This window comes from Actinoplanes sp. NPDC051411, assembly GCF_040682075.1.
In the GTDB taxonomy this organism is placed as follows: Bacteria; Actinomycetota; Actinomycetes; order Mycobacteriales; family Micromonosporaceae; genus Actinoplanes.
Map to the genome: position 1 here is coordinate 1 of NZ_JBFBAD010000247.1, position 7019 is coordinate 7019.

The window sequence follows — 7019 nt, forward strand, 5'->3', positions numbered from 1 at the left end:
GCCGGGCCTGCAAGGCCCGGCCGGACCAGGGCTTTGGAGGCGGAGAAATGATCGGAACCAGGGCGCTGGAGCCGGTGGCGGCGCGTGCTGACCAGGTGTGGAAGGTCTACGGCGAGGACGAGGCCCGGGTCGTCGCGTTACGCGGGGTGAGCGCCGACTTCGTCCGGGGCAGATTCACGGCCATCATGGGGCCGTCGGGAAGCGGCAAGTCGACGCTGATGCACTGCCTGGCCGGGCTCGACACCGTCACCCGGGGCACCGTGCGGATCGGCGACACCGAGGTCAGCGGGCTCGGCGACCGCGCGCTGACCCGGCTGCGGCGCGACCGGGTCGGATTCGTCTTCCAGCAGTTCAACCTCCTGCCGACGCTGAGCGCGGCCGAGAACATCCGCCTGCCGCTCGACATCGCCGGCCGCAAGCCCGACCCGGCGTGGTGGGACACGGTGATCGACACGGTCGGGCTGCGGGACCGGCTCGGCCACCGGCCGGCCCAGCTCTCCGGCGGCCAGCAGCAGCGGGTCGCGTGCGCGCGGGCGCTGATGGGCCGGCCCGACGTCATCTTCGCCGACGAGCCGACCGGCAACCTCGACTCGCACGCGGGCGCCGGGGTGCTCTCGTTCCTGCGACAGAGCGTGCGCGAGCAGGGGCAGACCATCGTGATGGTGACGCACGACCCCGTCGCGGCCAGTTACACCGACCGGGTGGTCTTCCTGGCCGACGGCGAGGTCTCGGGTGAGCTGTACGACCCGACGCCGGAGAAGGTGCTGGCCGTGATGCAGCGGGCGCCGCAGGTGCTGGCCGGATGATGCGGGCGACGCTCAAGAGCCTGCTTGATGGGCGAGACCCGGGTGCCGTCGAGCCTGCTGCCGGCTGTGTCGAAGGTGCCGGGGTGGCATCGGCGACCGGTGTGGTCAGCGCCGACGGGGCCCGGGTGATCGGCTCCGACGGCAAGGTCGTGACCGCCGGGGTGGCCGTCGATCAGGGCGCCCGGCTCAACGTTCTTGCGGCGACAGCCCACGAGTGAGCAGCGTTCCCAGGAAGGCGGGGTCCACCCCGACCAGCGAGTCGCGCAGGTGGACCCCGTCGGTCGGCGGGAGCTCGAGCTCGGAGGGAACCGCCAGCACGGCCGCACCGGAGGCGACCGCGCTGGCCATCCCGGTCGGCGAGTCCTCGATCGCGACGCACTGCTCGACCGGCACCTCGAGCAGCTCGGCGGCCAGCCGGTAGGGCGTCGGATCGGGCTTGGGCACCGCCACCTCGTCGCCGCAGACGATCACGTCGAAGTTTTCCCGGCCCAGCGTCTCGAGGGCGACCTCGACCAGCTTGCGGCCGGTCGAGGTGACCAGGGCGGTCGGCAGGCCCTGCCCGCGGACGGCCCGCAGCAGCTCGAGCGCGCCCGGCCGCCAGATCAGGCCCTGGGCGAAGAGCTCGAAGACCCGCTCGATCAGCCAGTCGGAGTCGGGCTCGTGGTCGAGGGCGAGGTCCTCCCGCATGATCCGCATGCTGGTGACCATGCTGCTGCCGATCATCTCGCGCCGGGCCCCGGCGGAGAGGTGACGGCCGGCCTCCCGGACGGCGAGCTCGTTGAGCGCGACGTCCCAGACCTTCTCGCTGTCGACCAGCGTGCCGTCCATGTCGAAGAGCACCGCGGCGGGTCGGATCGTGTTCACGCTTTCATCTTCGCGGGTCATGGCCCGCCGCCGCTTCTAGTCGTTAGGTCAATCACGTACCTTCGCCCCCATGGAACACGTTTCGCTGGCCGGTCTCGAGGTCTCCCGCCTCGGGCTCGGCTGCATGGGCATGTCGGCGTTCTACACCGGCAAGAGCACCGACGACGCGGAGTCGATCCGCACCATCCACCGCGCCCTCGACCTGGGCGTCACGTTCTTCGACACCGCCGAGATCTACGGGCCGTTCGTCAACGAGGAGCTGCTGGCCCGCGCCCTCGCCGGCCGGTGGGACCAGGTGGTGGTCGCGTCCAAGTTCGGGCTGTACTCCCACCTCATCGACGTTCCCGGCCGCAAGATCGACAGCCATCCGGACAACATCCGCATCGCCCTCGAAGGATCGCTGCGACGGCTCGGGGTCGACCACATCGATCTCTACTATCAGCACCGGGTCGACCCGGCGGTGCCGATCGAGGAGGTCGCCGGGGTCCTCGGCGACTACGTGCAACAGGGCAAGATCCGGCACATCGGGCTGTCCGAGGCGTCGGCCGACACCATCCGGCGGGCGCACGCGGTGCATCCGATCACGGCGGTGCAGTCGGAATACTCGCTGTGGACCCGCGACCCGGAGGCCTCGGTTCTGCCCACGCTGCGTGAGCTGGGCATCGGCTTCGTTCCGTATTCGCCGCTCGGGCGCGGCTTCCTGACCGGCGCCATCCGGTCCACCTCCGCGCTCGACGCGGACGACTTCCGGCGCGCGAACCCGCGTTTCGCCGAGGAAAACCTGCGGCAGAACCTGCACATCGTCGACGAGGTCTCGGCGGTGGCGTCGTCCCTCGGGGCGACTCCGGCTCAGGTGGCGCTGGCCTGGGTGCTGGCGCAAGGTGACGACCTGGTGCCGATCCCGGGGACCAAGCGGGTGTCGCGGCTGGAGGAAAACGCCGGGGCGGCCGCCCTGACCCTGCCGGCCGACCAGTTGGCCCGGCTCACCGCCATCCAGCCGCCGGCCGGCGATCGTTACCCCGACATGTCGGTCATCGGTCGTTAATGGTGGTCGAGCCGGTCACACCGACCACCCCGCGGCCGGTTCGCCGCTCGCTGCTCGTACAGCGGTGGGAAGACCTGGCGTTCCTGCACTGGGCGGTCGAGCCGGCCGTCGTCGCGCCGTTCCTGCCTTCCGGCACCGTCCCGGACACGCTGGACGGGGTGACCTACGTCGGGCTCATCGCCTTCCGGATGGTCGGGGTGGGATTCTTCCGAGGGCCCGGGGTGCCCTACTTCGGCACGTTCTGCGAGACGAACGTGCGGTTCTACAGCGTCGACCCCTCCGGGCGCCGCGGGGTCGTCTTCCGGTCGCTGGACGCCGAGCGGTTGCTGCCGGTTCTGATCGCGCGAGCCGGGCTTTCGCTGCCCTACATGTGGTCGCGGATGCGCTTCTCCCGCTCGGGGGACGTGTTGCGGTATACCGCGCGCCGGCGGTGGCCGCGTCCCGATGTCCCGCCTTCGCCGCCGTCACGGGGGCCGGTCTCGGAGATTTCGGTCCAGGTCGGGGCCCCGATCGCGGCCCCGACGCCGCTGGAGCACTTCCTGACGGCTCGCTGGGCCTTGCACACGCACGCGTGGGGCCGCACCCTGCACATGCCCAACGATCATCCACAGTGGCCGCTTCACCAGGCTGAACTGCTCACCCTCGACGACGGCCTGATCGCGGCCACGGACCTGCCGGCCTTCACCCGCCCGCCGGACAGCGTCCTCTACTCCCCGGGCGTGCCGGTCACGTTCGGGGCGCCCGACGAAGTCCACGTGTAAGGCCGTCGACGTGCAAGGTAAGCACCGATCTGAGCCAATTCGTGGTGACGGGTCTCGATCGGACGGACGATGCGAGGTCCGCGTGTCGGTGGCCCGATGCACCGGGTCGGGGGAACTGGGGACCCCGGGGTGCCGGGCTACCGTGCGGCATGGACGTTCCGTTTGAGCTGTGGGGGCAGCGCGGGTGGCCCGGCACGGACATCGTCGGAGAGTCGCACTACGTGGACGCGATCCGGGACGTGTTCGGCCGGGAGTTCCGCGAAGACGGGTGCGAGCTGACCACCAGCGCGCAGCTCGTACCGGAGCCGTGGAACCGCCACGACCGCAACGCGGTCGGCGTGTGGGTGGCCGGGCGGCAGGTCGGCTACCTGAGCCGGGACGACGCGGCCCGCTACGCGCCGGCGCTGTCCAACCTGGTCGCGGATGGCCGGAAGCCGCAGGTGGCGGCCCGGGTATGGGCGGCATCAGGCTACGGCGACCGGGCCGGGCTCACCGGATCGGTACGGATCGACCTCGCCGAGCCCCACCTCATCGTGCCGGCCAACCGCGCACCGGGAACAGCCCACCGGGTGCTGCCGGCCGGCAACGCCATCCAGGTCACCGGCGAGGAGAACCACCTCGACGCGCTGCTCCCGTGGCTGCGGCCGGAGGGCGAATGCTGGGTGCACGTCACCCTGCACGAAATCCAGGAACAGCTGCCCCGCAGCACGCGCGAACTGATCGAGGTCCGGCTCGACCGCGCCCCGATCGGACGCCTCAGCCCGAAAATGAGCGCCGAACTGCTGCCCGCCGTACGCCACCTGGCCCAGGCCGGCCACCTCACGGCCGCGCGCGCCCTGGTCCGGGGCAACCGGATCAAGGTCGCGGTGGTGGTGCACGCGGCCCGAGCCCACGAACTGCCCGAGTCCTGGCTGGCCGCCTCCCAGCCCCCCGACGCCACGATCGTGGTCGCCGATCCGCGCAGCCGTGCGATCCCGGCGCGGGGAGCTCACCTGACCGACGGCCGTGCAATGGCGGCGGGCGGACCTGAGCCGGTCGGCCGCCGGGCGTTGGCCGAAGGCGGACCTGAGCCGCTTGGTGGCCGGGCGAGGACGAGGGCCGACCCGGGTACGGTCACCGTTGAGCGGCCGGCCGGTGTCGCGAAGCCGGTGGTTGTCGCGGGCGGTGCCCATGCCGCGGAGACCTCGGTCACGGCCGTTCTCGCCGACCCGGCCACCCGGCATGGGGAGATCCCGCCTCCGCCGGCTGGGATCCGGTTCGCCGTGCCGCCGGGCTGGCCGGAGCCGCCGGCCGGGTGGAGTCCGCCCGCCGGGTGGCGGCCCGAGCCGGCCTGGCCGGCCGCCCCTCCGGACTGGCAGTGGTGGGTGCCCTTCTGGGCCTGACGGACGAGCAGGGATGGTGCCTGCGAAAGGCGCGGTTGCCTCAGGTCTTGGGGAAGTTGGTTAAAGACCAGGGGCCGTCGCCGTCGGCTCACGAGCTTGGCTGACCGGCTGCTGTGGGCGGCGGCGCAGGGTCTCTCGAAGAGGGCGGCGGGAGAGAGTCGGGATGTTGGCGCGCGATCCGAGCGCGGCACCGGAACGATCCGCCGAGACAGCGCGGGAAGGTCCGCCCAGACAGCGCGAGAACGATCCGCCCAGACCGCGCGAGAACGATCCGCCCAGACAGCGCGAGAACGATCCGCCCAGACAAGGCGAAGACGATCCGCCCAGACAGCGCGGGGAACAATCTGCCCAAACGCCGCGAACGTTCCGCCCAGACGGGGCGGGAGATCGAGCCGCCCGTGCCTGCCGGGCCGGCCGCGCCAAGGCGTCCGGGCGCGGGTCGCCGCGGGCGCGGAGGAGGTCGGGGGCGGAGCTGGGCTTCAACCAGGTCGGGAGTTCGGCGATCGGGGTTATGCCGCCGGGGGCGTTCGCGTACGTCCGCATCGGCCGGGCGAAGAGCGGGTCGGCGGGCCACGCTGCGGGTGGGTCGGGGTCCGATCCCGTACGCGAAGTGGAGCCGTCAGATGAGCAGCCCGCCGGTCGCCCGGAGGTTTTGGCCGGTTAGCCAGCCCGCGTCCTCGGTGCAGAGGAAGGCGACCACCGAGGCGATGTCGGACGGGTTGCCCAGGCGTTGGAGGGCGGTCAGGGCGGCGGTCCGCGGTAGCGCGTCGGGTGGGTTGGTGGTGCGCAGGAGGTCGGTGTCGGTGGCGCCCGGGGAGACGGTGTTGACGGTGATGCCGTGGGGGCCGAGTTCGCGGGCGAGGACGGCGGTGATCTGTTCCAGCGCGGCCTTGGTGGCGCAGTAGAGGGTCAGACCGGGGGCGGGGACGGCCGTGTTGAGGGTGGAGAGGTTGATGACGCGGCCGCCTCGGGGCATCAAGGGGGCTGCCCGCTGGATGGCCAGTAGGGGGACCTTGGTGTTGACGGTCATCATGCGGTCGAAGGATTCTCCGGTGAGGTCGGCCAAGGGCAGGTGGCCGTTGGCGGCGGCGTTGTTGACCAGGATGTCGAGGCGGCCCGGGAGCGGGGCGAACATCGCGTCGACGGCGGCGAGGCTCGACTGGTCGGCCTGGATGGGGGTGGCGCCGGTGCGTTCGGCGACGTCGGAGGCGGCGTCGGTGCGGGCGCGGTAGGTGAAGTAGACCTGGGCGCCTTCGGAGGTCAGGCGTTCGACTATGGCGCGGCCGATGCCGCGGGTGCCGCCGGTGACCAGGGCGATCTTGCCGGTGAGGGTCATGCCCCCGAAGTCTGGGGCGTCGACGGGGTGATGTCTTGAACGAATGCGCGGAAGGCGGCCGGGGTGAGGCCGACCAGGTCGCGCATGGTGCGGGTCAGGTGGGGCTGGTCGGCGAAGCCGCCGGTGGTGGCGGCTTCGGTCGGTGGCGCGCCGCGGAGCATGGCGGTCAGGGAGCGCTGGAGGCGGGCGGTGCGGGCGACGGCGCCGGGTGAGAGGCCGATTTCGCGGCGGAAGTCGCGTTCCAGGCGGCGGCGGGTCAGGCCGAGGGCGGCGGCTACGTCGGAGACGCGGGAGGTTCGCTGGAGGCGCCACCAGGCGGCGGTCACGGCGGGTGACGGGGACCACCGCGGATCGGTGCTCGCGGCGAAGCTGGGCCCGGAAAGGGGCCGGGAGAAGGCGGCGTCCAGCCAGGCGAAGCGGGCCGGCCAGGACGGCAGGGCGGCGAGGGGCGCGGCCAACGGGAGATCCAGCTCGACGGTTTGGCCGGAGAGTTCGGATAGCGGCAGGCCGGCCAGGAGGGTGGCGCCGTGCGGGGTCAGGCCGATCGACACGCCGCGGCCCCAGGAGGTCGGGCCGTCGACCGAGGCGCGGGCGCGCGGGCCGGTGAGCAGCGCCGCGCCGGTGTCGAAGTCGACGATCACGGTCGGGATGTTCAGGGGCAGCAGGCGGTGCGGCAGCGGAGCAGCGGTCCCGAAGGCCGCGTAGCCGACCGTGAACGGGCCGCGGGGCGCCCCCCCCACCGGGTAGGCCGGGGCGGGCGGGGGCGCGCGCGCCAACCAGTTGGGCCTAAGGACGTGGGGAGGGGGGACGAGAGCGTTGGTGATA

8 protein-coding genes are annotated in these 7019 nt (G+C 72.4%); 5 read left to right on the forward strand and 3 right to left on the reverse strand.

The window, feature by feature from the left end; translation table 11 throughout:
• Positions 1-47 precede the first annotated feature (47 nt).
• Together AB0M88_RS52535 and AB0M88_RS52540 are read left to right on the forward strand one after the other, a co-directional pair.
• Positions 48-806 carry an ABC transporter ATP-binding protein gene (locus AB0M88_RS52535; protein WP_364115969.1) on the forward strand — a complete coding sequence of 253 codons (759 nt, stop codon included), beginning with the start codon at positions 48-50 and terminating at the stop codon, positions 804-806.
• Between the two features lie 83 nt (positions 807-889).
• A complete protein-coding gene (locus AB0M88_RS52540; protein ID WP_364115953.1) occupies positions 890-1024 on the forward strand; it encodes a hypothetical protein in 135 nt (44 codons plus the stop codon).
• On the opposite strand, the gene AB0M88_RS52545 is transcribed toward AB0M88_RS52540, so the two are convergent.
• Positions 993-1646, reverse strand: a complete 654-nt coding sequence (locus AB0M88_RS52545) for an HAD family phosphatase (RefSeq protein ID WP_364115971.1) — start codon at positions 1644-1646, stop codon at positions 993-995. The genes AB0M88_RS52540 and AB0M88_RS52545 overlap by 32 nt on opposite strands.
• A gap of 94 nt (positions 1647-1740) precedes the next feature.
• On the opposite strand from AB0M88_RS52545, the gene AB0M88_RS52550 reads away from it, so the two are divergent.
• From AB0M88_RS52550 to AB0M88_RS52560, 3 genes are all read left to right on the forward strand, one after another.
• A complete protein-coding gene (locus AB0M88_RS52550) occupies positions 1741-2715 on the forward strand; it encodes an aldo/keto reductase (protein ID WP_364115956.1) in 975 nt (324 codons plus the stop codon).
• Positions 2715-3476, forward strand: coding sequence for a DUF2071 domain-containing protein (locus AB0M88_RS52555; RefSeq protein WP_364115959.1), 762 nt, complete (start codon positions 2715-2717; stop codon positions 3474-3476). The genes AB0M88_RS52550 and AB0M88_RS52555 overlap by 1 nt, the downstream gene beginning before the upstream one ends.
• Positions 3477-3625: 149 nt before the next feature.
• The gene (locus AB0M88_RS52560) at positions 3626-4858 is read left to right on the forward strand and encodes an HIRAN domain-containing protein (protein ID WP_364115961.1); all 1233 of its coding nucleotides are present in this window, start codon (positions 3626-3628) and stop codon (positions 4856-4858) included.
• A 619-nt stretch (positions 4859-5477) separates the two neighbouring features.
• Here AB0M88_RS52560 and AB0M88_RS52565 read toward each other — a convergent pair.
• Positions 5478-6194, reverse strand: a complete 717-nt coding sequence (locus AB0M88_RS52565) for an SDR family oxidoreductase (protein ID WP_364115964.1) — start codon at positions 6192-6194, stop codon at positions 5478-5480.
• Positions 6191-7019: helix-turn-helix domain-containing protein (locus AB0M88_RS52570; protein ID WP_364115966.1), on the reverse strand; the 829-nt coding region annotated here is incomplete at its 5' end. The genes AB0M88_RS52565 and AB0M88_RS52570, both read right to left, overlap by 4 nt.